General features: G+C 68.9%; 23 protein-coding genes. 15 read left to right on the top strand and 8 right to left on the bottom strand.

The genetic code is table 11. The features are described from left to right. Positions 1 to 19: 19 nt before the first annotated feature. The 4 genes from CACI_RS20520 to CACI_RS48110 all read left to right on the top strand — a co-directional run bounded on the left by CACI_RS20520 (position 20) and on the right by CACI_RS48110 (position 4,868). Positions 20 to 862, top strand: a complete 843-nt coding sequence (locus CACI_RS20520) for an NAD(P)H-binding protein (protein WP_015792743.1) — start codon at positions 20 to 22, stop codon at positions 860 to 862. Between the two features lie 93 nt (positions 863 to 955). Then, positions 956 to 1,252, top strand: coding sequence for a CsbD family protein (locus CACI_RS52600; protein WP_015792742.1), 297 nt, complete (start codon positions 956 to 958; stop codon positions 1,250 to 1,252). Positions 1,253 to 1,857: 605 nt separating this feature from the next. Further along, entirely contained in the window at positions 1,858 to 4,224 is a 2,367-nt protein-coding gene (locus CACI_RS20510; protein ID WP_015792741.1) for a S53 family peptidase, read from the top strand. A gap of 77 nt (positions 4,225 to 4,301) precedes the next feature. Next, positions 4,302 to 4,868 carry a hypothetical protein gene (locus tag CACI_RS48110; RefSeq protein WP_015792740.1) on the top strand — a complete coding sequence of 189 codons (567 nt, stop codon included), beginning with the start codon at positions 4,302 to 4,304 and terminating at the stop codon, positions 4,866 to 4,868. Between the two features lie 55 nt (positions 4,869 to 4,923). Here the strand turns inward: CACI_RS48110 and CACI_RS20500 are convergent, their stop codons facing one another. Beyond that, positions 4,924 to 6,297, bottom strand: coding sequence for a recombinase family protein (locus CACI_RS20500; protein ID WP_015792739.1), 1,374 nt, complete (start codon positions 6,295 to 6,297; stop codon positions 4,924 to 4,926). Positions 6,298 to 6,383: 86 nt separating this feature from the next. Here CACI_RS20500 and CACI_RS20495 point away from each other — a divergent pair, with 86 nt between their 5' ends. Continuing rightward, positions 6,384 to 6,752 carry a BlaI/MecI/CopY family transcriptional regulator gene (locus CACI_RS20495; RefSeq protein ID WP_015792738.1) on the top strand — a complete coding sequence of 123 codons (369 nt, stop codon included), beginning with the start codon at positions 6,384 to 6,386 and terminating at the stop codon, positions 6,750 to 6,752. Positions 6,753 to 6,813: 61 nt separating this feature from the next. Here CACI_RS20495 and CACI_RS20490 read toward each other — a convergent pair whose 3' ends face one another. Both CACI_RS20490 and CACI_RS20485 read right to left on the bottom strand, forming a co-directional pair. Next, positions 6,814 to 8,043, bottom strand: a complete 1,230-nt coding sequence (locus CACI_RS20490) for an endolytic transglycosylase MltG (protein ID WP_015792737.1) — start codon at positions 8,041 to 8,043, stop codon at positions 6,814 to 6,816. A 38-nt stretch (positions 8,044 to 8,081) separates the two neighbouring features. Next, on the bottom strand, positions 8,082 to 8,603 hold the full coding sequence (locus tag CACI_RS20485; protein ID WP_015792736.1) for a SigE family RNA polymerase sigma factor: 522 nt from the start codon (positions 8,601 to 8,603) through the stop codon (positions 8,082 to 8,084). Positions 8,604 to 8,806: 203 nt separating this feature from the next. Between CACI_RS20485 and CACI_RS20480 the strand changes: the two genes are divergently transcribed. Beyond that, positions 8,807 to 9,763 (top strand): GlxA family transcriptional regulator, encoded by a 957-nt coding sequence (locus CACI_RS20480; RefSeq protein ID WP_015792735.1) that lies wholly within the window; start codon positions 8,807 to 8,809, stop codon positions 9,761 to 9,763. A 115-nt stretch (positions 9,764 to 9,878) separates the two neighbouring features. Further along, on the top strand, positions 9,879 to 10,877 hold the full coding sequence (gene gap / locus CACI_RS20475) for a type I glyceraldehyde-3-phosphate dehydrogenase (RefSeq protein ID WP_015792734.1): 999 nt from the start codon (positions 9,879 to 9,881) through the stop codon (positions 10,875 to 10,877). A gap of 126 nt (positions 10,878 to 11,003) precedes the next feature. Here the strand turns inward: gap and CACI_RS20470 are convergent, their stop codons facing one another. Then, positions 11,004 to 11,360, bottom strand: a complete 357-nt coding sequence (locus CACI_RS20470) for a VOC family protein (protein ID WP_015792733.1) — start codon at positions 11,358 to 11,360, stop codon at positions 11,004 to 11,006. A gap of 119 nt (positions 11,361 to 11,479) precedes the next feature. Here CACI_RS20470 and CACI_RS20465 point away from each other — a divergent pair, with 119 nt between their 5' ends. Continuing rightward, on the top strand, positions 11,480 to 11,929 hold the full coding sequence (locus CACI_RS20465) for a MarR family winged helix-turn-helix transcriptional regulator (RefSeq protein WP_015792732.1): 450 nt from the start codon (positions 11,480 to 11,482) through the stop codon (positions 11,927 to 11,929). On the opposite strand, the gene CACI_RS20460 is transcribed toward CACI_RS20465, so the two are convergent. After that, on the bottom strand, positions 11,904 to 13,211 hold the full coding sequence (locus CACI_RS20460; RefSeq protein ID WP_015792731.1) for an MFS transporter: 1,308 nt from the start codon (positions 13,209 to 13,211) through the stop codon (positions 11,904 to 11,906). The two genes, CACI_RS20465 and CACI_RS20460, sit on opposite strands and share 26 nt — an antisense overlap. Positions 13,212 to 13,269: 58 nt before the next feature. On the opposite strand from CACI_RS20460, the gene CACI_RS20455 reads away from it, so the two are divergent. The 3 genes from CACI_RS20455 to CACI_RS20450 all read left to right on the top strand — a co-directional run bounded on the left by CACI_RS20455 (position 13,270) and on the right by CACI_RS20450 (position 16,237). Beyond that, entirely contained in the window at positions 13,270 to 14,250 is a 981-nt protein-coding gene (locus tag CACI_RS20455) for a helix-turn-helix domain-containing protein (RefSeq protein WP_015792730.1), read from the top strand. A gap of 21 nt (positions 14,251 to 14,271) precedes the next feature. Then, positions 14,272 to 14,343 (top strand): hypothetical protein, encoded by a 72-nt coding sequence (locus CACI_RS54315; RefSeq protein ID WP_395994341.1) that lies wholly within the window; start codon positions 14,272 to 14,274, stop codon positions 14,341 to 14,343. Positions 14,344 to 14,602: 259 nt separating this feature from the next. Continuing rightward, entirely contained in the window at positions 14,603 to 16,237 is a 1,635-nt protein-coding gene (locus CACI_RS20450; protein ID WP_015792729.1) for a lectin, read from the top strand. Positions 16,238 to 16,323: 86 nt separating this feature from the next. On the opposite strand, the gene CACI_RS20445 is transcribed toward CACI_RS20450, so the two are convergent. Both CACI_RS20445 and CACI_RS45865 read right to left on the bottom strand, forming a co-directional pair. Further along, a complete protein-coding gene (locus tag CACI_RS20445) occupies positions 16,324 to 17,751 on the bottom strand; it encodes a WGR domain-containing protein (RefSeq protein ID WP_015792728.1) in 1,428 nt (475 codons plus the stop codon). 56 nt (positions 17,752 to 17,807) lie between these two features. After that, positions 17,808 to 18,626 (bottom strand): tautomerase family protein, encoded by an 819-nt coding sequence (locus CACI_RS45865; RefSeq protein WP_015792727.1) that lies wholly within the window; start codon positions 18,624 to 18,626, stop codon positions 17,808 to 17,810. Between the two features lie 78 nt (positions 18,627 to 18,704). Here CACI_RS45865 and CACI_RS20435 point away from each other — a divergent pair, with 78 nt between their 5' ends. Further along, a complete protein-coding gene (locus tag CACI_RS20435) occupies positions 18,705 to 19,286 on the top strand; it encodes a TetR/AcrR family transcriptional regulator (protein WP_015792726.1) in 582 nt (193 codons plus the stop codon). A gap of 439 nt (positions 19,287 to 19,725) precedes the next feature. Here the strand turns inward: CACI_RS20435 and CACI_RS20430 are convergent, their stop codons facing one another. Next, the gene (locus CACI_RS20430) at positions 19,726 to 20,505 is read right to left on the bottom strand and encodes an NAD(P)H-dependent oxidoreductase (protein WP_015792724.1); all 780 of its coding nucleotides are present in this window, start codon (positions 20,503 to 20,505) and stop codon (positions 19,726 to 19,728) included. Between the two features lie 162 nt (positions 20,506 to 20,667). Between CACI_RS20430 and CACI_RS20425 the strand changes: the two genes are divergently transcribed. The 3 genes from CACI_RS20425 to CACI_RS20415 all read left to right on the top strand — a co-directional run bounded on the left by CACI_RS20425 (position 20,668) and on the right by CACI_RS20415 (position 23,019). After that, complete coding sequence (locus CACI_RS20425) at positions 20,668 to 21,522, top strand: helix-turn-helix transcriptional regulator (RefSeq protein WP_041542089.1); 855 nt, start codon at positions 20,668 to 20,670, stop codon at positions 21,520 to 21,522. Between the two features lie 141 nt (positions 21,523 to 21,663). Beyond that, positions 21,664 to 22,269 (top strand): hypothetical protein, encoded by a 606-nt coding sequence (locus CACI_RS20420; RefSeq protein WP_015792722.1) that lies wholly within the window; start codon positions 21,664 to 21,666, stop codon positions 22,267 to 22,269. A gap of 93 nt (positions 22,270 to 22,362) precedes the next feature. Further along, positions 22,363 to 23,019 (top strand): TetR/AcrR family transcriptional regulator, encoded by a 657-nt coding sequence (locus CACI_RS20415; RefSeq protein WP_015792721.1) that lies wholly within the window; start codon positions 22,363 to 22,365, stop codon positions 23,017 to 23,019. The last annotated feature ends 202 nt before the right edge of the window (positions 23,020 to 23,221 follow it).

Genomic DNA, 23,221 nt, shown 5'->3' with positions numbered 1-23,221 from the left:
GGGCGGAAGAGTGATCGGCATGATCCTTGTCACGGGTGCGACAGGCACTGTAGGTACACAGGTGGTCCGGATCCTTGCCCAGCGCGGCGAAAGCGTGCGGGCGATGACGCGGAGCCCGGAGCGCGCGAGCCTGCCGGCGGAGGTCGTGCGCGGAGACTTCAACGACTCCGGTTCGCTCAATGCGGCGGTCGCCGGAGTCGACGCGGTCTTTCTGCTGGACGCGCCGGGTCCGTGGATCGAGCGTCACGATCTGGCGATGCTGGACGCGGTGCGGGCGCACGGCGTCGGGAAAGTGGTGAAGCTGTCGGCCATCGGGACCGGCGAGGACACGGATTCGCGGGTCGGCGGCTGGCATCTTCCGGGCGAGGATGTGCTTCGCGCAGGCGTGGCGGCGTGGACGATTCTGCGACCGAGCAGCTTCGCCACGAACACGCTGGCCTGGGTCCCGATGATCCGCGCCGGGCAGCCGGTCGCCAATATGACCGGGAACGGCGCTCAGGGCGTGATCGACCCGCGTGACGTCGCCGAGGTCGCGGTCGCGGCGTTGACCGCGCCGGGGCACGAGCGCCGGACGTACACGCTGACCGGGCCGGAGTTGCTGAGCGCGCCGGATCAGGTGGCGGCTCTGGGCACGGTGCTCGGGCAGACCATCGAGGTCGTGGATGTGCCGCTGGATGTAGCGCGGCAACAGATGCTCGCCGCAGGACGCGATCCGGAGTTCGTGGACGTCGCGATGCGCGGACAGCGGTTGATCGCCGAGGGTGGCAACGCTCGGCTGACCGACGATGTCGCATCAGTGCTCGGACGTCCGGCGCGCACATATGCGGCATGGGCTGAAGAGCATCGGGCGGATTTCGGATGAGCGATGCATGATCGCTCCCCTGGCGAGAAGAAAACCTCCTGCGTGAATTCCGATGGACTGGTTATAAGGGTATTCAAGACAGGAGGGACGACCATGACGACTCAGGGCAAAGTTAAGCAGTCGGCACGGACGACCAAGGGCAGGATCAAGGAAATCTTCGGCCGCGTGACCAACAACAGGCGGTTGACAACCCAGGGCAAGACCGAGCAAGTGAGAGCCCGGATCAAGCACGCCGCGGAAAAGGGTACGGCGGCCCTCAAGCACCGCCGCGAGGCCGCCAAGGGCAAGACCCAGGAAGTCGTCGGCGCGGCGACCGGGAACACCCGCATGAAGGCGAAGGGGAAACTCGGCCGAGCCTCCGCGCGGATCTCCCACAAGTTCAACAAGTAATCTTCACCAAGTAATCGCGGCGCGGATTTCCCCGACGGCTCACAGGAACAGGCGACGCGATCAAAGCCGCCTGTTTCTGACCGCAGCCACCCCGCAGAGCCCTGCGGGGTGGCTGTTGCCACGCTGAGTGCCGATCAGGTCGCGGCGCCCAGTCTGGCTGTCTCGTCCTCCGCCGGCGCTGACGCTGACGCTGAACCGCGATCGTCCGGGTCGGCCGAACGGTGAGAGTTTCAGGATTCTGATCTCACGGTGCTGACAGGCTCGTGACCGCCTTTTGTGAGGTCTGATATGGGGGCGGGTCACGCAAAAGGGACGCATAGGTGAAGGCAGGATAAAGAGTTTCGGGGGTATGCCCGAATCGCCGTTGACCTCCCTACTTCGCAGCGCTAACTTGCCTACTCGAGGCCTCAGGGACCGACCGTTCGGTCAGCACTACGCACTGTAGTTTTCGTCGACCAGAGCACGGCGTAACACCACGGCACGGCTGGATCGGGCGCCGTTTCGGCGCCTCTTGTTCGTCCCCCCGGTGCCGCCGCCGCCTCTACCTCATGGTGGCCGTACAGGTTCATGCCACCTCCCCACGTATCGAGAGGGGAACCACCCCAGTGAGAATCAGCTCACGCCTGCGCGCGTTCGCGGGCCTGGCAACAGCCGTCGCCATGGGCGGCGCGCTCGCGATCGGCACCGCGTCGGGGGCCACCGCCTCCGCCGTGCCCTCCTCCTCGGCTGTCACCTCGGCGACCGCCGCGCTGATCGCCGCTGAGGCCGCGGGCTCCGCGCACGCCTCACAGCCGGCCCTCACCGCTGCGAACTCGGGCGCGACCAACGCGTGCCCGTCGGTCATCGTCGTCGGACACCAATCCTGCTTCGCCCTGAAGCGGAACGCGGTGCAGCCCTCGGCCGTCTCGCCGAACTCCATTCCGTCCGGTGTCGGCTATGGGCCCTCGCAGCTGCAGTCGGCCTACAACCTGACCTCGGCCGCGGCCTCCAACGGCGCCGGGCGCACCATCGCCCTGGTCGACGCCTACGACTACCCCACCGCCGCAGCCGACCTGGCCGCCTACCGCTCCGCCGCCGGACTGCCCGCCGGAAACTTCACCAAGATCAACCAGAACGGCCAAACCTCCCCGCTGCCCTCAGCACCGCCCTCAGGCGACGACTGGACCGTCGAGGCCGCCCTGGACATGGACATGGCCTCAGCCATCTGCCCCCTGTGCAACATCGTCCTGGTCGAAGCCCAAGACGACTCCAGCGACGGCCTGTACATCGCACAAGCAGCCGCCGCAGCCCGCGCCACCTACATATCCAACTCCTGGGGCGGCTCGGAATCCTCCACCGACCCCTCCAGCGACAACACCTACTTCAAACACGCCACCGGCACCGTCACCACCGTCTCCGCCGGCGACTCCGACTACGGCGTTTCCTACCCGGCGACCTCCCCCAACGTCGTCGCCGTCGGCGGCACCGCACTATCCACCGCCTCCAACACCCGCGGCTGGACCGAATCAGTCTGGAACACCTCCACCGGCTCAGAAGGCACCGGCTCGGGCTGCTCAGCCTATGAAGCCCAGCCCTCCTGGCAGACCGCGCTGAACATGCCCGCCGGCTGCTCCAAGCGCATCGACAACGACGTCGCCGCAGACGCCGACCCCGCCACCGGCGTCGCCGTCTACGACACCTACAACGGCGACGGCGGCTGGAACGAAGTCGGCGGCACCTCAGCCTCCTCCCCCATGGTCGCCGCCATGTACGCCCTCGCCGGCAACGCCGGCGCCAACCCGGCCCAAGACATCTACCAGCACACCAGCAACTTCTACGATGTCACCACCGGCAAAGACGCCTCCTCCTGCAGCCCGGCGTACCTGTGCACCGCCGAAACCGGCTACGACGGCCCCACCGGCATCGGCACCCCCAACGGCATCGCAGGCCTGCAAACCGGCGGCACCAGCTCCGAGACCGTCTCGGTGAGCAACCCCGGCAACCAGACCTCGACGCAGGGCACCGCGATCAGCACCCTACAAATCTCGGCCACTGACTCCGCGAGCAAGGCACTGACCTACTCGGCCACCGGGCTTCCGGCCGGCCTGTCGATCAGCTCCAGCGGCGCCATCACCGGCACGCCGACCGGCACCGGCAGCTCGTCGGTGACCGTCACGGCGTCTTCGGGGACCGCTTCGGGCAGCACGTCATTCACGTGGACGGTGAACCCGCAGGGCGGGACCGAGACGGTCTCGGTGAGCAACCCGGGCAACCAGACCTCGACTCAGGGCACTGCCATCAGCACCCTGCAGATCTCCGCATCTGACTCGGCGGGCAAGTCGCTGACCTACTCGGCGACCGGGCTTCCGGCCGGCCTGTCGATCAGCTCCTCCGGCGCCATCACCGGCACGCCGACCGGCACCGGCACCTCGTCGGTCACCGTAACCGCGTCCTCGGGCACCGCGTCGGGCTCGACCACCTTCTCCTGGACGGTCAACCCGACCGGCGGCGGCGGATGCACCGCGACGCAGCTCCTGGGCAACCCCGGCTTCGAAACCGGTAGCGCCTCCCCGTGGACCGCCAGCGCCGGCGTCATCGACAGCAGCTCCTCCGAGCCGGCCCACACCGGTTCCTGGAAGGCCTGGCTCGACGGCTACGGCACCACCCACACCGACACCCTGTCCCAGAAGGTCAGCATCCCCGCCACCTGCAAGACGGCGAACTTCACCTTCTGGCTCCACATCGACACCTCGGAGACCACCACCAGCACCGCCTACGACAAGCTGTCGGTCCAGGTCCTCAACGCCTCCGGCTCGGTCCTGGGCACCCTGGCCACCTACACCAACCTCAACCACAACACCGGCTACGCGCAGCGCTCCTTCAACCTGGCCAGCTACATCGGCCAGACCATCACCCTGAAGTTCACCGGCAGCGAGGACCTGTCCTTGCAAACCTCGTTCGTCATCGACGACACTGCCCTGAACATCAACTAGCACCAGCACCCTGAGCCGCCGGTGGCGGGCCGGTCGACGGTCCGCCACCCGCGGTTTTTCGTCCTACGGAGCCGAACGTGATCACCTACTGGAACCCTCTGCCGACAGCGCGCCGGCTCGTCGACACCGACGACCGCGACCCGTTCACCGGCAAGTGGGCCGAGCGCAAGCCGCGCAACGTTCCGGGACCGTTCTACTCAGCGAGCACCGACAGCCTGCAGACAGGCCGCCTGGACGCACCGGACCACATCGCCTACGACGACGATCTGGGCGGCGGCTTCGGCTGGGAGTTCGTCTACCGGCAGCCGGTGAACGCGGCCGGGACCGAAGCCGTGGTGAACGCCGCCCGGCTGGAGCTGTACAGCGGCTACGCCTGCGACGGCGATGACCACTGGACCGTGGAGGCAGTCCGCGACTGGTGGCGCGAGCGCGGCGAGATCCGTGCGTGGGCCGTCGATCTCGCGGTGCAGTGGGAAGCCAACGCGCATCCGAAGTACCGCGGGCACTACCACGACGCCGCGCACGGGCTCCGCGAGTTCATCGCCTTCATCGACGACGGGCTCGACCGCTACCTGCGCGGCTACATGTTCTGGCTCGCCGAGGGGTGCTCGCCGGAAGCTGGTCGGCTCACGCCGGATCTGTGACCGCCGGATCTGTGACCGCCGGATCTGTGACCGGTGGACTTGCGACCGCCGAGCGCTAAGCGTCCTCGACCAGGCGCTCGTTCAGCGGGACGCCTGGCAGGATCTTGATGCGGCTGGTGTCGAAGACGCTGCGGCTGGTGGTCTTGGCGCCTATTTCGATGGAGGCAAACAGGTAGCGGAGGAGGGCTCGGCGGCGGGGTTCGGGGAGGCGTTGCCAGGCGGCGGGGGCTTCGGGGCCGGTGATGACGCCTTCGAGGACGTTGGCGCTTTGGGTCTCGACGCGGCCGTGGCCGGTGCGGAAGCGGTCGGGGTGGCCGGGGGTGCCCACCGGGCCGCGGCGGACGGTGACGGGGAGGTCGGAGGGTGCCGGGGTGGTGCCGGTGTTCTCCAGGAGGTCGACGGCGGCTTGCTGGACGTGGTCCTCCAGCGACTTGGCGGCTATGTAGCGGTTGCAGCGGTCGGGTAGTGGCTTGTTTTTGGAGGGGCAGGCGTACATGCGGTAGTCGCCGACGATGGAGCCGACCATGTGGTCGCGGCAGCGTTCGCAGACCACGAGTCCGGTCAGCAGGTAATCCGCGCGCGGGCGGTGGTCCGTTGCCGCGCTGCGTGCCGCGCGTTCGGCTTGGGCGCGGCGCCAGTCCTCGATGTCGACGCAGGGCTCCCACACCGCCTGCCGCAAGCCGTCGATGGACTCGACGCCGCCCTGGAAGACGCGCAACCCCGCGTAGCGCGGGGCGACCAGGATCCGGCTGACGCCGCCGGTGGTCCACTTGGCGCCGGTCACGGTCGGGATGCCGCGGGTGTTCAGGTCGCCGGCGATCGCGCGCAGGCTCTCCCCGGCGAGGTAGCGCGCGTACATCTCGCGGACCGTCTCGGCCTCGTCGATGATCAGCGGGCGCATGCCGGGCCCGTATCCGTAGGCACGCCGCCCGCCGCCGTGCGGACGACCGTCATCAGCATTCTGACGCCGCAGCTTCTGTACCGTCTTCGACAGCGACGCGGCCTTGCCGGCGTGCTGGCGCGCTTGGGACAAAGCGGTCTCGCGACCCTCGGGATCCGACAGATCCAAGGCGTCGCCCATGGAATACAGCTCAACGCCGTGCTCCTGCGCGGCGATCAGCAACTCGACCGCGTCGGCCGAGCGGTGGCGGACCAGCATCGCCGGTTTGATCACCACGACCGCCGGCACGCGACCACTACGCACGGCCGTAAGCAGCGCGGACCACCCGGGTCGGACACTGCCCGGATTCCACACCGAACGGCGCTGATCTGCGAAAACCAGGTGTGCGGGCACTGTGATCCCGATGCCCGCAGCGTACTTGCGGCCCTGCCGTTCCTGCACGTCAACAGGCGTCTGATCTTCATCGCCCCGCCTGGGAACGCAACAGTAGAGCGCTCCTACCGCATCCGCTTCGTCCAGCACAGCCATGAAATCAAAGCTACTACCGCACCTAGTAGATACTGAAGTCGCACTGACGCACGACAATCTTCTGCGACTCGTTTACGCTGCCTGTCGTGGCTCTGCGGCAGTTCGGCGAACTGGAAGCTCAGGTGATGGACCGCGTCTGGCGGCACAATCGCCCGGTCCTGGTCCGTGATGTCCTCTCCGACCTGAACACCGACCGGGAACTGGCCTACACCACGGTGCTCACCGTCATGGAGAAGCTGCGCCGCAAGGGCTGGCTCCGCCGCCAACGCACGGGCCGCGCCTACGCCTACGAGGCCGTCGGCTCCCGGGAGTACTACACCGCGCGCCTCATGTGCGACGCGCTGGCGACCAGTGACAACCAAACGGTGTCATTCGTTCACTTCCTGGAGCAGCTCTCACACGAAGAAGCGCACGCGCTGCGGACCGCGCTGGAAGTTCGTCAGCTCCCTGAATAAGGGGACGACAACGAGGCGGCACGTCAGACATCTCGTCTGGCGTGCCGCCACATAGTCCTCGTTACGAGCAGCCCTGATCGCGCTGCGTCTCCTGGCCCTTGGTGAAGAAGCGGGCACCGGTTGAGGTGACGCACCAGTAATAGGTGCCGTCGTGGGTCGGCGCGAGCGCGGACTTGATCATGTCGTCGGACGTGATGTAGACCGGCGTCGGCGGCAGACCGTGGTGCGGCGCGTAGGTCGAGTACGGGTTGTTCGGATCCTGGACCTGCTTGGCAGACGGAAGCTGGCCGGCCGGGAGGTGCCCGATGGCGTACAGCGCCGTGGAGTCCACGGCGAGATAGTCCCCGGCCTTCAAGCGCGCGTAGACACCCTCGGCGACGCGGGCGCCGTCACCGGGTTCGGCGACCTCGCCCTCGGCGATCGAGGCGATCGTCAGCACCTGCTCCGGCGTGCACTTCGCGGCGCCACAGACCAGACTCGCAGCTTTGTTCTCGAAGTCGATGCTCTTGAAATACGTCATCCGCTTGGCGACCATCTGCGACAGGATGCTCTGCGGCGTGTCGGACGACGTGATCGAGTACGTCCCCGGCTCCAGCATGCCCTCGGCGGTGAACTTGTGGCTCGTGGAGTCCACCGACCACGCCGGCAGCCCGATCGTGTTGCTCGCGATCGCGGCGTCGAAGTCGGCCTGCTTCCACTTCCGCTTGTCGACCAAGCTCGCGATGACGTCCTTCGACCACTCGTGGGAGGTCACGATGATCTGCGAGGCGTCCGACAGGTTCGACTTCTTCGACAGCTCCAGCACCGCGTTGGCGCCGGAGATCTGCGGGCAGATCGCATAGGTTCCGGCGGTGATGCCGACAGAGCCCTGATTCCGGTCAGCAGCATCGACGTACGCCTGCGGACTGGCCACCACACCGGCGGTGAACAGCGCGTTCGCGATCTGCGTGGTGGTCGCGCCGCGCGGGACGTCCACCGGGACCTTCGCGGTCGCCGGGCAGGTCGCCGCCCCGGTGTAGTCGGCAGCGACGTTCTGCCCCACGCTGCGAGTCCCGCCGTTGTCCTGCGCATGCCCGGACAGTGCGTAGACGCCGAACACCGCACCGCCGGTCACCGCCAGCGTCGTGGTCGTTCCGAGCACCGCACGCCGACGTTGCTTAGCCATCTTCAGGTTCCTCCTGGTGATCCCGACCGGGTCGGTGTGTTCCTGGTGTAGTAGCGCCCTGGCATGCAGCATGCGGGAGACCTCGTCCGCGAACCCGCCGAGCCCTCCGGGCTCCTCGTCCCTCATGGATGACTCCTTTCTCATCGGGTTTCTCATCGGGTTTCTCATCGCGTCGCCAGATCGGCGCGGGACTCGGACAGCGCCGCGCGCATCCGCACGAGCCCGCGCGAGGCCTGGCTCTTCACGGTGCCGAGCGATGTGCCGAGCACGGCGGCGGTCTCGGCTTCGGAGAGGTCCTCGTAGTAGCGCAGGACGACCACGGCGCGCATGCCCGCCGGCAGGGTGGCCAGCGCGCGCCACAGCTCGTCCTCGCGCTCCACCGCGGCGTGGCCGTCGCGCTCGTCCGGCCGGTCCGGCGGCTCCCAGGCGACGTGCGTGCGGTGTCGCAGGGCACGGCGCCACCAGGAGTTCGCCAGGTTGACGATGATGCGGCGGACGTAGACCTCGGGCTGATCGGCACGCTCGATGCGGCGCCAGTTGCGGTGAGCGCGGATCAGCGCGTCCTGGACGAAGTCCTCGGCATGGCCGTGGTCTCCGGCGAGCAGGTACGCGGTCCGGACCAGGTGCTGCCGCCGGTTCGCCACGAACTGCCAGAACGCCTGCTCCTCATGCTCGGTGAGCGCCATTCGGCGGCACCTCGCTCTCCTTCCCTCGCCCCGCACGCCCGGAGATCCCGGTCCGCACATTGGGTAGACCGTTCCGGCGCCACGGAAGTTGAGAGGCCGCCCGAGGTTTTTCGGACTCTACCGAGGAGTGGCTGCTCGCCGCGTTGCCCCGGGTGGACGATCGTTCCGATCTGGCGGGATCACCATGGGATAGCCTGCCGTCCATGCCGACGGCCCGCCTGCGCCGCATCGCCGTCCTCGTCCTGGAAGGTGCCAAGCCGCTGGATGTCGGCATTCCCGCGCAGGTGTTCACCACGCGCGCGAGCATGCCGTACGAGGTCCGGGTGTGCGGTGCCGCGCCCGGGCTGGTGACCGGCGGCGACGGGTTGGCGTACCACGTCGCGCATGGTCTGGAGGCGCTGGCGTGGGCGGACATCGCCTTCATCCCCGGCTACCGCGCTCCCGACCGCGACGATCCGCCGCCGGCCGTCGTGGCGGCACTGATCGCCGCGCACGAAGGGGGCACGCGGCTCGCCGCGATCTCCACCGGGGCGTTCGCTCTGGCCGCGACCGGGCTGCTCGACGGCAAGCGCGCCACGACCCACTGGCACTACACGCGCACACTCGCGCAGAAGCATCCGCAGATCCGCGTCGATGAGAACGTCCTGTTCGTCGACGAAGGCAGTGTCCTGACATCGGCCGGCGCCGCGTCGGGCATCGACCTGTGTCTGCACATCCTGCGCGGCGACCTCGGGGTGTCGGCGGCGAACCACGCGGCGCGCCGGCTCGTCGCCGCGCCGTATCGCAGCGGCGGGCAGGCGCAGTACGTGCCGCGCAGCGTGCCCGAACCGCTCGGCGAACGCTTCGCAGCCACGCGCGAATGGGCTCTGCGTCGACTCGGCGATCCGCTGAGTCTGGAATCCCTCGCCGAACACGCGGCGGTCTCCCCGCGTACGTTCTCCCGGCGTTTCATGGAGGACACCGGCTACACGCCGATGCAGTGGGTCACGCGTGCCCGCGTCGACCTGGCCCGCGAGCTGCTGGAGCGGTCGCAGCGCAGTATCGAGCAGATCGCGAACGACGTCGGGCTCGGGACCGGCACGAACCTGCGGGCGCATTTCCAGCGGATCCTCGGCACGACGCCGAGCGAGTACCGGCGGACCTTCACGCGCGGCGAGTAAATCACGGTCCTCCCGTGTGGCGCGATCCTTGCGAACAATGGCGCCCACGCCACTGCCACCTCGGAGCGCTGGTGGCGAGACTCGTGATGACTAGGAAACAGAGAGGACATCACCCATGACTCGCATCGCCATCAACGGCTTCGGGCGCATCGGCCGCAATGTGCTGCGTGCCCTCCTGGAGCGGGGCAGCGACCTGGAGGTCGCGGCAGTCAACGACCTGACCGAGCCCGCCGCCCTGGCACGCCTGCTCGCCTTCGACACCACCGCCGGCCGGCTCGGACGCCCGGTGAGGGCCGACGGCGACACGCTGGTCGTTGACGGCCGGCGCATCGCGGTGCTCGCCGAGCGGGACCCGGGGCAGCTGCCGTGGGCCGAGCTCGGCGTCGACATCGTGCTGGAGTCGACCGGCCGCTTCACCGCCGCCAAGGCCGCGCACGCGCACTTGGACGCCGGCGCGAGGAAGGTGCTGGTCAGCGCGCCGTCCGACGGCGCCGACGTGACCTTGGCCTACGGCGTCAACACCGAGGCCTACGACCCGGTCGCGCACACGATCGTGTCCAACGCCTCGTGCACGACCAACGCGCTGGCGCCGCTGGCCGCCGTCCTGGACGACCTGGCCGGCATCGAGCACGCCTTCATGACCACGGTCCACGCCTACACCCAGGAGCAGAACCTGCAGGACGGTCCGCACCGCGACCCCCGCCGGGCGCGCGCCGCCGCCGTCAACATCGTGCCGACGACCACCGGCGCGGCCAAGGCCATCGGCCTGGTGCTGCCCCGCCTGGACGGCAAGCTCTCGGGCGACTCGATCCGGGTCCCGGTGCCGGTCGGCTCGATCGTCGAGCTCAACACCACCGTCTCCCGCGACGTGACGCGCGAGGACGTGCTCGCCGCCTACCGCACGGCGGCGAAGGGCGCGCTGGCCGGCATCCTGGAGTACTCCCAGGACCCGCTGGTCTCCTCCGACATCGTCGGCAACCCCGCATCAGCGATCTTCGACTCCGCGCTGACCCGGGTCGAGGGGCGCCACGTGAAGGTGGTCGCCTGGTACGACAACGAGTACGGCTTCTCCAACCGCGTGGTCGACACGCTGGAGCTGCTCGCCACAAGCTGACGGACGCAAGGGGGGCGGGGGGCGGGCCGTGCGGCGGGCGGAAAGCGTGCCGCACGGCCCGAAACTGTCGGGCGTGTCGGGCGTGTCGGACAGGGATTTGGGCGCGCCGCGATCACGGGATGACCTTCAGCTGTGCAGGGTGACGGCGTATCCGTCGGGGTCGGCGAAGGTGAAGGTCCGGCCGAACGGTCCGTCGAAGGGCGGCGTCACGATCGGCACGCCCTCGGCGGCCATGGCGTCGTGGATCTTGTCCGCGTCCTCGGCTTTGAGCCAGAGTGCGACGCCCCAGCCGAGCTTGTCCACGGCGTCGAGGTCGACCGCGGGTTCGCGGACGGCGAAGGGCACGGGCTGGGTGTCGAAGACCACTGCGTGCGGCGGGGAGACGGCCGCGCGCGTCAGCCCCAGGTGCTGCTCGTAGAAGTGGGCGGATGCCTGCAAGTCGCGTACCTGCAGGGCGAGGAACGAAGGTCCCAGGGCGGCCATGATCTGTACTCCTTACCACCTGACGAGTATCAGGTTACCTGACATCAGCCTAAGCCGGGGCGGCGAGCAATGCAAGGTAACCTGATATTCGGAGCACCCGAGGAGAGGATGGAGCGTCCGTGGCTGATGCGAACGGACCGGGATACGACTACGAGCGCCCGGGTTTTCTGATCAAGCAGGCGCAGGCGGTTTTACACGCGGAGATGACCCGCGCGCTGGCGTCGCACGGCGCCACGATCAGCCAGTACGCCGTGCTCGCCGCCCTCGATCAGGAGTCGGGCCTGTCCAACGCGGAGCTGGCACGGCGTGCGTTCATCACCCCGCAGAGCATGAACGAGAACCTGCGCGAACTCGAGCAGCGCGCCTGGGTCATCCGTCACCAGCATCCCGACCACGGCCGCATCCTTCAGACCGAACTCACCAAGGCGGGCCGTTCGGTTCTGCGGCACTGCGAGGCCGCGGTCACCGCCATCGAGGAGCGCATGCTCGCCGGGCTCGACGCGGGTCAGCGCCGCGATCTCGCCGTGGCGCTTCGGTCCTGCGTCACCGCGCTGGGTCCTGCGCGCTGATGTGCGTCAGACGCCGCACGGGACGGAAGGCGAGCGGGAAGAGCGCCGCGGCGGCATAGATGGACCCTGCGATGGTGACCACTCGGAAGCCGCCGAACGCTGCCGCGAGCGGTCCGACGCTGAGCTGGCCGATGGGGATCGCGGCGTAGGAGAGCAGGTCGTCGAAGGAGCACACGCGGGACAGAGACTGCGGCGGCACATGCTCTTGGAGCGAAGTGTCCCAGCTGACGCTCGCGACCGCCGATCCGAGACCGGCGACGAAGGCGGCTGCGATGAGGAACGGCGCTGGCAGGCGCGCGCCGAGGATCAGCAGCGGTACTGCGCCAAGCGCGCTCATGACCTGGCCGAACGCCAGGAAGCGGCGGATCGTCAGCCTGGTCAGGAGCGTGCTCATGACCAGCAGTCCGACGCCGCGGGCGCTGAGCACGAAGCCCCAGGCCGCGACGCCGCTCGTCTTCTTCGTCAGCTCCGGGCCGAGGATCTGCCAGGTACCGGTCTGCACCAGGTTCATCAGGCAGAAGGTCGCCGACACCGTCCAGACCCAGCGGAATCCGAGGAACTGACCCCAGCCCTCGCGGATGTCGGCGAGGATTCCAGTCCTGGCCGCCTTCTTCGGGTGGCTGGTCGAGGACAGCAGGCGCAGGCAGATGGCTGCGAACAGGTACGTCGCGGCGTCGAAGGCGATGGCCGGACCGCCGCCGATCGCGACGACCAGGACCCCGGACAGGCTCGGCCCGAAGATCTTCGTGGCATTGCGCATCGAGCTGAGCAGCGCGTTCGCCTGCTGAATCTGGTGCCGCTCGACGAGTTCGGGCACGAAGCCGCGCAGCGCCGGTGTGGTGAAGGCAGCGAGGACGCCGTTGAGCAGTTCCAGCAGGGCCACGAGGACGAGCGAGAAGTGGCCGGTGAGCAGCAGCGCTGCGACCGCGCCCTGAGTGAGTCCCGAGCCGAGGTTCGCCCAGACGAGCACGGTGCGGCGAGCGAACCGGTCGGCCGTCGCCCCGCCGACGAGCAGGAACACCAGCATCGGGACCATGTGCGCGGTGAGCACGACGCCGAGGTCGGTGGCCTTGTCATGGGAGGCGGCGAGGACGGCGAAGGCGAGCGCCACCGGCGACATCGCGGTACCGAGCAGCGAGACCGTCTGGCCGGTGAAGAAGTAGCGGAAGTCGGGGCGGAGGAGGAGCAGGTGCAGTTGGGGGCGCGGGTGAAGGTTCGGCTGCGGCTTCGGGTCCCGCTGCGGGTGCGGGTTCGAGGGCGGGTCGGCGCGGGTTTTGGGCATGGCCGGCAGTGTCCGGGCGGGGGGTGTGGAATGCTAACCCTTCGGATGGAGGCGAAAGATGACGCTGCTGCGGTTGTCGCCGCGTGCCTTGTCCAGGTCGCGTTTCGCGCTGTCGCCGATGGCGGAGACGCTGGGCGCTATGCGGTTGCTGGCGAATCCGTGCCTTGATCCGTGGATGGCGGCGTGGCATGAGCGGCATGCTCCGGCGTTTCGTGCGCGGGTGGGGGCGGACCGGTTCACCGCTGGGCTGGCGCGGTTGCTGACCACCTCGGGTTGGCTGCCGGACTTCGTCACTTTGCCGCCGCCGGGTGGGATGCGGACCACGATGGCGAAAGAGCTTGAGGTGGCACGGCGTTTCTCCGATGCCGAGATCCGCGCTCAGCTTGAGCTCTCCGAGCAGCATGCCGAGGTCCCGCACGGCTTGGATTGGTTGGCGGGAACTGATTTCGCCGCACGGTGCGCGCAGCTGATGAGCGTGGTCTGGCGGGACCACGTGCTGCCGGACTGGCCGCGTCGCAGGGCTCTGCTGGAGCGCGAGGTGACGTATCGTGCCGGGCTCGTGGCGGTGCACGGGTGGTCCAAGGCGCTGGGCAGCATGAACCGCCGCAGCGAGTGGGTCGACGACGACGCGATCCGGTTCAGCAACAGACCGCTGGCGGACCGCGTCGTCGGCGCCGAGGGGATGCTCTTCGTCCCGGTCAGCCTCTCGCGCGGCACCTGGCTCTGCGAAGCGCCCCCCGCCGCCTTCGCCCTGGTCTACCCGGCACGCGGCGTCGCGGTCGAAAGCGCGGGACCGGCGCCGGATCGGGCCGGTGCGCTGGAGAGGCTGATCGGCGCAGTGCGGGCGCGCATCCTGCTGGAGCTGAGCCGCCCCGCGACGACCACCGAACTCGCGACACTGCTGGAGATCTCCCTCGGGACGACAGGCGGCCACATCGCCATACTGCGCGACGCAGGCCTGATCGAGGGCACGCGAGTCGGCCGACGTGTGGTGTACCGGCGCACTGACGACGGGGATCGGCTCGCCGGCGCACCCTAAAATTGCGATGCTGCGGTCCTGGTGCGTCCGGACGGATTCACCGCCTGGACCGCGGAATCCGAGCAGTCGCTCCACGAAGCACTGGAGCGCTGAGGCACTGGAGCGCTGGTTCGGCCCGGCGGAATAAGGCGATCAGCCGAAGCGGCGGTGTCCTGAGCGGTTTGCTGAAGCGCGTCAAAACTCTTTATTTACAGAACGCGACTTCCTGAACTTAATAGGACACCGCCCTCGACTCCGAATGTCATATCCGAGCCTTTTTTTGGCAAAACCTTGACTGATTTCCGCAGAATACCGCTGTACTTTGACGTCCGGGTACCCACACTCAACCCCCTGATTCGAGTGAGGCTAAACGATGACGCTCTCCCGACGCACCCTGCTGTCCTCAGCCCTGGGCGGCGCAGCGCTGGCCACCGTGGCCGGGACCGAACTGACCTCGGCGTTCGCCGGTCCGGCGCCGGCGGCGGCGCCGGCCGCCTCGCCCGCCGGCGACGTGGTCGGCAAGATCACCGTCGGCTACCAGGGCTGGTTCGCCTGCATCGGCGACGGAGCGCCGATCAACGCCTGGTGGCACTGGAGCCAGAACCAGGGGCAGGCGCCCTCGCCGAGTAACCAGAACCTCAAGGCGTGGCCCGACATGAGCGTCTACAGCGCGGGCTACCGGACCGGATTCGCCAATCTGGGCAACGGTTCCGCGCCGAACTTGTTCTCCTCCTACGACCAGTCCACGGTCAATGCCCACTTCTCGCTGATGCAGCAGAACGGCTGCGACACCGCGGCGCTCCAGCGCTTCAACCCCAACGGCAGCGAGGGCCCGACCCGCAACGCGGTCACCGCGAAGGTCAACACCGCCGCGCAGCAGTACGGCCGGAAGTTCTACATCATGTACGACGCCTCCGGCTGGACGAACATGAAGACCGAGATGCCCGCCGACTGGACGAACGTGATGAAGCAGTACGCCTCGTCCCCGGCGTACGCGCACCAGAACGGCAAGCCGGTCGTCGGCATCTGGGGCTTCGGCTTCAACGACGCCAACCACCCCTGGTCCGCCGCCGACTGCCTGTCGGTCGTGCAGTGGTTCCAGAGCCAGGGCTGCTACGTGATGGGCGGCGTGCCGACGTACTGGCGCACCGGCGTGAACGACTCGCGCTCCGGATACAGCGGCGTCTACTCCGCGTTCAACATGATCTCGCCGTGGATGGTCGGGCGCATCGGCTCGGTCAACGATTCGAACAACTTCTATACGAACGTCAACGTCGGCGACCAGTCCTACTGCAACTCCCACAACATCGACTACCAGCCGTGCGTCCTGCCCGGCGACCTGTCGGCCCGCCAGCGCGCGCACGGCGACTTCATGTGGGCGCAGTTCTACAACATGGTGCGCGTCGGCGCGCAGGGCATCTACATCTCCATGTTCGACGAGTACGGCGAGGGCAACCAGATCCTCAACACCGCGCCGACCCAGGCGTTCGTGCCGACCAACTCCGGGCTGCTCTCCCTGGACGAAGACGGCACGGCGTGCAGCGCGGACTACTACATGCGCCTGACCAACGACGGCGGCAGGATGCTCAAGGGACAGATCGCGCTCACCCCGACACGTCCCACCGCGCCCGGCGGCACCAACGGCGGTGGCGGCGGGACCGGCGGCGGGTGTGGCCAGCTGACCGCCAACCAGCAGCTCACCGCGAACCAGTCCACGCTCTCCTGCGACGGCCGGTTCAAGCTGATCCTGCAAGGCGACGGCAACCTGGTGCTCTACCAGGGCAGCGCGGCGCTGTGGGCGTCGAACACCGTGGGGAAGGCCGCCGCCAAGGCCGTCCTGCAGGGCGACGGCAACTTCGTGATCTACGACACCGGCGGCGCGCCGCTGTGGGCCAGCAACACGGCCGGGAACAACGGCGCGCACCTCACGGTGCAGAACGACGGCAACACCGTCATCGTCAGTTCCGCCGGCGCGACCCTGTGGAGCACCGGGACCGGCGGACACTGACGCTCGGCGCAGGACCGTCAGACCTGCCTGTCCGACACAGGGCACCTCCGGCACGGAGCACCTTGTCAGACGCAGCCAGCCGCGGCTCAGACCAGCCGCTTGATCTCCCCGCGCACCCGGTAGAACCCGCGGCTGGCCTCGTGGACCTCCTCCACGACGTAGCGCGCCCCGACCACCCGCATGTCCCGCGGGAACTGCACGTTCCAGCCGGACTGGAAGCCGGCGCCGACGACCCGCACGCGGACCCGGCCGTGGTCGTCGATGCACTCCACGACCGTGCCGGAGCCGGCGACGGTGGTGGTGGCGACCACGGTGGCCGGGGTGGCGACCGGCAGGGCCGCGCTCGCCTTCACGTCGAGCACGGTCGGCACGACGCCGCCCTGCGCCGCCGCGATCGCCGGCTCGGCGGCGTCGATGCACGCCAGCGAGCCGTCGGTGGTGACGACGTACAGGCGCTCGTCGCGGTACTGCATCGACAGCGCCGAGCCGCAGCCCGTGCCGAGCTTCCACAGGCGCGTGCCGTCGGCGGCGAAGCAGTAGACGGACGACGCGCTGTCGCCGGCGAAGACGTAGCGACCGTCGGGGGCGGTCGCGCAGGAGTAGACCGCGGTGTCGCAGCGGTACTCGGCGAGGGCGCGGCCGTCAGCCTTGGCGATCTTGTGGACGACGTGGCGCCCGGTCCCGGCGTATACGTGGTCTGATTCCTGCCAGCCGAACAGCACGGACCCGGGGGTCTTGGTGTTCCAGATCTCGCGGCCGCCGTCGGCGGCGTAGGCGGTGACGCCCGCGCTGTGCCCGTGGTAGATCGCCTCGGCGTCGCCGCGGACCATCCAGGCGCCGGTGCCCGGGCTGTTGCGCGACCACTGGTGCTCCTCCTCGTGGTCGATGACGACCAGCCGCCCGCCGGCGTCGGAGACCGCCAGGACGCCCTCGTGGATGTCCAGCCAGTAGATGTCGACGTCCTCGTCGATGCGGTAGGCGGCGTGCGGGATCTTGCCGGACAGGTCGTAGACGGAGCCGTCGTCGCAGCCCGCGTAGATCCAGAAGTCGTCGGCGACCAGGCACTTCACGCCGTCCGGCAGCGAGAACCGGGACAGCACCTGCCCGTCGTGCCCGAGGCTGTACACGTCGCCGGACTGGTTGCCGACCCAGCAGCGGTCGCCGTCGATGTGGATGCCGAACGCGCTGGAGGCGGTCCGGAACCGCCACAACACCGGCGCCGTCGCCCGCGCCGTCGAGGGCGCGGAGACGACCGCGCGCCGGGTGATGCTGCGCGCGGCGCGGGCACCCATCACCGACGGGGCGTAGCCTTTGCGCACCTTTTCCCCGATCTTCTTGGCAGCCGCCGCCTCAGCCTTCTCGATCGTGGGGAACGTCGAGGTCTGCCGCGAGCCGTCGGTGCCGATGCGGCCGTAGCGGATGTCGACAACGGTGCCGGCGACCGTCACCTCGTAGAACTTGTGCGCGCTGCCGCTGTCTTCGGACAGCTCCAGATAGGTCGTCCCCTGAGTCATGGCGAGAAACGTACAACCCTTGACCGACAAGGGTTCGAGGGCATCGCTCGGCCTGCTTATCCGCGGACGCGCGCCGTGTCGGCGTACAGCCGGATGCCGCCGATGCGGCCGCCGGTGACCTCGAACAGCCACAGGTTGTAGAGCACGACGGGGACGCCGGTCGCCTTGGGGACCGCGGTGTTGGTCAGCTGGACCGCGAAGTATCCGTCGGCTTCGATGACCTGCTCGACGTGGCTGCTGAACGATTCCCACACGTCCGCGCCGCCGGGGGTCTTGGCGAAGAAGTCCTCGAAGGTTTCGCGGCCGGTGTAGTCGCCGCCGTAGGGCAGGGATTCGGGCAGGGACATGACGTAGTCGTCGCGGAGCATCGGCAGGATGCGGCTGGTGTCGCGGTGCGCGAACAGCTGCGTGATGGCGTAGGCGATCTCGTCCTTCGTGTAGGACTCCCGGGAGCCCGGGTTCTGCGCCGCGGCGTCGAGCGCTTCGATCGCGACGACGTCGGTGCCGATGACGCCGTCGGCGAAGGAGAAGTTCTCCGGCGGGGTGAGCGTCATCATCACGAAGACGTCCGCCGGGTCGATGCCGGGGTCGGCGCCCAGCAGGCGGACCAGCGTCGTGTAGAAGCGGCGCTTGGCCTGCGGTCCGCGCTCGAGGCCGTCGGTGATGCGGATGACGGTCCAGTCCCGCGAGCGCGGACCGCCGCGGAAGTCGCGGGGGAAGACCATCGCGGACGGCTCGAGTTCGTGGATGAGCTGGAAGTCGTCGTCGGGTTTCATGGTCAGCTCGGTGACCAGCGCGTCGTGGACAGCGCGGGAGACTGCGCGCCGGTACTCGGGCGACGTGCCGCGGACGAGCGAGATGTCGACGAAGGGCATGATCCGTGTCCTCTCGTGCGGTACTATGTAGGCCATCATACATATCGACATGACCAGCAGCGACAGGACGGCACAGCGATGGCACAGCGGTCGGACGCGAAACAGAAGATGGTGCAGGCCGCCAAGCAGCTCATCCGCGAGCGCGGCTACACCGCGACCGCCTTCTCCGACGTGCTCACTCTCAGCGGCGCCCCCCGCGGATCGGTCTACTTCCACTTCCCCGGCGGCAAAGCGGAGCTGGCGACGGCGGCAGCCGCAGCCCACGCCCGCGATCAGGTCGAGCTGATCGACCGCGCCGCCGACCAGGCGACCAGCGCGGCGCAACTCGTCGAGGTCTACCTCAGCCTCGGCCGCGAGGGCATGACCGCCAGCGGCTACACCCGCGGCTGCGCCATCGCCCCCCTCGTCACCGAAGGCGCCACCCAGGACTCCACCGACCTCGCCGAGGTGAGCCGCCGCTCCTTCACCGAAATGGCCGACCGCCTCACCCACCACTTCGAAGCCTTCGGCCTCCAGCACCCGGCAGCCCGCACCCTCGCCGACGCCGTCATCGCCGGCGTGGAGGGCGCGATGGTCACCTCGCGCGCACAGCACAGCCCGGCGCCGTATGACGCGGTGCAGGCTGTGCTGACTGCGTACGCGGCGAGCCTCGCGGCGTAGGGGGTTCGGGTTGGCGGCGGTGGGGTCGGGACGCGAGATCGGCGAGTGCGCGCTGCACAGCCCGGCGCCGTATGACGCGGTGCAGGCTGTGCTGACTGCGTATGCGGCGAGCCTCGCGTCGTAGGGGGTCGGCGGCGGCGGAGTCGGGTCGCGTGGTCGGCGAGTGCGCGCAGCACAGCCCGGCGCTCTACGACGTGGTGCAGGCTGTGCTGACTGCGTACGCGGCAAACCTTGCATCGTAGGGGTTGGCGGCGGCGGGGTCGGGTCGCGTGGTCGGCGAGTGCGCGCAGCACAGCCCGGCGCTGTATGACGTGGTGCAGGCTGTGATGACTGCGCATGCGGCGAACCTTGCGTCGTAGGGGTTGGCGGCCGCGGGGTCGGGGCGCGTGATCGGCAAGTGCGCGCGTGAGCGGGGCAGCGGCTGTAGTCGTTGCCGGTGTCAGGCGCGCACGTGGAGTCCGAAGCCGTTGCGGCCGGCGGGTTCCAGGCCTTCCTTCAACCACAGGGAGGGGATCTCGTAGTCGCCGAAGTTCTGGCGGCGGAAGGCGATCGGTTCGGTCGACTCCAGGGTGAGGAGGCGCTGCTTCCAGGCTTGGGCTATGGCGGGGAAGTCCTCGTCGGTGGTGTGGTCGGTGCCGTAGAGCACGAAGGGCGGCAGGACGTCGATGCCCGGGTAGTAGAGGATGCCGTGCTGGATCGGGAAGAGCAGGTCCTCGATCGGGCCGTTGATGCCGCGGGCGGTGTAGTGCGATTCCGGGCCGCCGGCGGTCACCGACAGCAGCGCCCTGCGGCCGGCGAGCGTGCCCTCGCCGAAGCGCTCGCCGTATTTGGTGTCGCTGTGCTCGCCGACGCCGTAGGCGAAGCGGTAGGTGAACACGCGGTCCACCCAGCCCTTCAGGATCGCGGGCATCGTGTACCACCACAGCGGGAACTGGAGGATGATCGTGTCGGCCCACAGCAGCTTCTCCTGCTCGGCGCGCACGTCCGGGGTGAGCGTCCCGGCGTCGAAGGCACGGCCGGAGTCCGCGGCGACCTTCAGCGGGATTGAGGCATCCGGGCCGTAGTCCTCGGCGTCGACGGCTGCTTTCCACTTCATCGCGTACAGGTCGCTGATCTGTACTTCGTGCCCGGCAGCGGTCAAGGTGGACACGGCGATGTCCTTCAGCGAGCTGTTGAGCGACTTCGGCTCCGGGTGCGCGTGGACGATCAGTGTCTTCATGGGGTTCTTCATGGCCTTTCCTTCGGATCGGGTGCCACCGATTCTGGGCACTGCGACGCCCGACATTCAGGGGCTCCTCTTCCCACGGTCTGGAGTTCCTGGTACTCGCAGGACCACCTTCCGGACCACCTCACGCGCATGGCGACGGTCATACTGGGAGACATGGACGATCTTGCTGGCTTCCTTCGGACCCGGCGCTCCCGGGTCGATCCGGCCGTCGCGGGCATCCCCACCGACAGCCGCCGCCGGGTCGAAGGGCTGCGCCGCGAAGAGGTCGCGCACCTGTCCGGAGTCAGCGTCGACTACTACGTACGCCTGGAGCAGGGCCGCGCCACGCAGCCCTCCGACCAGGTCCTGGACGCGCTGGCGGGAGTCCTCGGGCTCGACGAGACCGAACGCGGACACCTCTACCGGCTCGCCCGCAAGCCCCGCCGCCGGGCGAAGACGCCGAGCACGCGGATCCGTCCGGAGCTGCTGCGCGTCCTGGACCTGGTCGCCGACGCGCCGGCGCTGATCATGGACCACCGGCTGGACGTGCTGGCCGGGAACCGCCTCGCCGGGCTTCTGTACGGTCGGCCGATCCCGGGTCTGAACGTCGCGCGGCACATCTTCCTGGAGGAGGCCGAGCGCGGGTTCTATGCGGAGTGGGAGACCTGCACCCTCGACGTGGTCGGACATCTGCGCCTGGCCGTGGGCAGGTACCCCGACGACCCGCGCCTGGCCTCGCTCGTCGGCGAGCTGGCGATGGGCAGCGAGCGCTTCCGCCGGCTGTGGGCGCGCGCCGATGTGCGTGCCCGCACGCATGGATGCAAGGTCTACCATCACCCGCTGGTCGGGCTGTTGGAACTGCATCAGGAGAACTTCGCGCTGCCCGGCGAATCGAACATGGAGCTGTTGGTGATGACGGCCGCTCCTGGCAGTCCCACCGAGGACGGGTTGCGACTGCTTGCCGGGCTGGGCGCGGACAGCGGCGCCGGGCATCAAACAGTGCCGACGGAGAATGCTCACCTCCGGTAGAAATGGCGCATGGGGGTTGGCGATAGTCAGGGGGACGGCGGCGATACAGGGGATAGCAGCGGCCGCATGCGGTTGCGGTTGACGAGCCATACGGTCGCTGATTCGGGATCCGGGCTGAGCCGCATCCTGAGCACGGGTCCTATGCTCCGCAACACTTTCGTCTATCCTCCTTACCTCCAGGTCGGACACCTGAAGGCGAACCGCGCCGATCTTCTTCGCCTCGGCGCGCTGTTCCGTATCGCCGCGACGAGCCCGCACAGCGCGATCCACATCCCGGTCCCGCCGGACGCCCCAGCGATGGCCACCGGAGCCGCCTCCGACAACCATCCGCTGCCTGTGCTGCTGGCTCGCGAGGACACGGGACTGCGGCCGTCCGGCTGGCCGGCGCTGCGGCACAGGATGCGCCAGAGCAGTACGCCGCTGACGGTGACCGCTCCGCCGGCACGATCTTCGGACCGCCCCGACGACCTGATCCGCCGAGCCGATCGCCACCCGGCCCGCTTCACCGAGCACGCCGCGACGATCGTCGTCATCGCGCGCGCCGAGATCCTGTTCTGGATCGGCGACTGGCTCACGGAGGTCGGGGACCTCGTCGCGCGGGACCGCCACGTCCACCGGGACGGCGAGAGCTTCCTCGGCGACATGGTCGGGTTCTTCGATCCGCTGGGCACGAACAAGCCCATGCACGCGTTCTGCGTCGTGGCGGTCGAGCCGATCTTCCACAGGGCGCGCTGGCGGTCCGAGTGAGCGTGATCACGGCGCCCGCTTGTCTATTCGTCGCAATGCGCCATTAACATGGTGTCTTCAGGACACGGAGCGTCAGCACGGAAGGCACGACCCATGGCCGAGACGCCGATCGCGCCGACCGCGGCGGAACCGACGAAGCGGGGCGGCAGGCCGCCGCTGACCGAGTCGCGCAAGGACGAGATCCGTCTGGAGATCGCGTTCGCGGCGGTGCGCCTGTTCACCGAGCAGGGTCTGGACGCGACGTCGGTCGCGCAGATCGCCGAGGCCGCGGGCATCGCGACGCGCACGCTGTGGCGCTACTTCCCCAGCAAGGAGGCGTGCGCGGCGCCGCTGCTCTCGTTCGGTCTGGACCGGTTCGCCTCGTACGTGCGCGACTGGCCCGCCGACCGTCCGCTGGCCGAGGCCGCCGACGACACGCGCTGGTTCAGCGACACCTCGCCGACGCGGCTGCTGCTGGTCATCGACCTGCTCCGGCTGACGCACACCGAGCCGCTGCTCGACGCGGTGTGGAGCCGCTGCTACTCCGAGGCGGTGGCGCCGCTGGCGGTCGTGCTCGGCGCGCGCCTCGGGCAGCCGGCCGACGACCTGCGGGTCAAGGTCAAGGCCTCGATGCTGCTGGCGGCGATGCACCAGGGGTTGCGGCACTACGTCTGCCGCGCGCCGGGTGAGTACGGGCCGTCGCTGGAGGACACGATCCGGGCCGCGGCGCGGATCGGGCTCGCGGCGGCGGAGGCCGAGCTCGGGGCGTGAGCTCGGGGACGTGGGCTCAGACGTCGGCGCTGGCATGAACGCGAGCATCGGCAGAAGCACGAAGGCGCTCGCGCACCCCGCCAACCGCCACCCGCCGTGTGAGCGGCGCCACCCTTCCGCTTTATTGTCGCGTCGCGCCACTTATCGCTAAGGTGATCGAGTCGCCGGGCGCGCATCGTCCGACGCCCGATCCCTTCTTCCG

Source organism: Catenulispora acidiphila DSM 44928 (genome assembly GCF_000024025.1).
GTDB lineage: Bacteria > Actinomycetota > Actinomycetes > Streptomycetales > Catenulisporaceae > Catenulispora > Catenulispora acidiphila.
The sequence above is the reverse complement of the archived record's forward strand: the minus strand, read 5'-3'. Positions and strand labels throughout refer to the sequence as shown.